Origin of the sequence: Streptomyces milbemycinicus, from assembly GCF_002154605.1 — a bacterium.
GTDB lineage: Bacteria > Actinomycetota > Actinomycetes > Streptomycetales > Streptomycetaceae > Streptomyces > Streptomyces milbemycinicus.
The window spans coordinates 254-997 of the sequence record NZ_MUNE01000384.1 but is presented as its reverse complement, the minus strand read 5'-3'; the positions used below and the strand labels follow the sequence as shown (position 1 = coordinate 997).

Annotated in this window: 2 pseudogenes; one reads left to right on the top strand and one right to left on the bottom strand. The window is 68.0% G+C overall.

The window, feature by feature from the left end:
• Positions 1-294 (bottom strand): annotated as a pseudogene (locus CCN51_RS55150) (hypothetical protein); the annotation flags it as partial.
• An 86-nt stretch (positions 295-380) separates the two neighbouring features.
• Here CCN51_RS55150 and CCN51_RS55145 point away from each other — a divergent pair.
• Positions 381-744 (top strand): annotated as a pseudogene (locus CCN51_RS55145) (DUF5937 family protein); the annotation flags it as partial.

Sequence of the window (744 nt, the reverse complement as noted above, 5' to 3'; positions counted from 1 at the left end):
CGCCTGGTAGGAGCCCACCAGTTGGTACCCGGCGAGGATGAGGCCGCGCAGCACGCTGATGCCGATGAGCAGGCGGCGGTGTCCGATGCGGTCTCCGAGCCGGCCGGCCGGGACGGCGACGGCGATTCCGGCGAGCGCGGCGAGAGACAGGCCGCTGCCGACCTGCACGGCGCCCAGGTGAGCGACCTTGGTGAAGAAGAGGACACCGCCCGCGAGCATGATGCCGGGTACCAGGGAGTCGAAGAAGGTCAGGGTTGCGTAGACCCGCAGGGGGCCGCGTGCAGGCAACTTCATGGCCTTCACTGAAGCCGCCGCGACCGGGCGGGTGACAGAGATTTAGACTGAGGCTAAATCCATGGGGTGCGGCACCCGGGGGCGGCGTGATTGAGATCGAGCTCGGCGTGGACGACCTGACACGCGTCCGGTTTGCCATCTCGCCGTTGCAGGAGACGTGTCACAGTCTGTGGGCGCTGCGCGATCCCGGCGACTTTCCGCTGCACATGCGGTGGATGCGCCTTGTGCGGAATCGCCTGCCTTCACTGGATGGCGAGTTGCTGCTCGCACTGGTCAGCGAGCGACGGTGGCTGCCGGACTTCATCACGCCCCGTCCCCAGTCCCGGGTGCCGGAGATGGCCGAGGAGCTGACGGTCGTCAGGTGCACGGATCCGGCCGTCGTATGCCGGGACATCGAGACGGCGTACCGGGATCAGCGCAAGCCGTCCGTGTTGTGCGGTGATCCGGCCG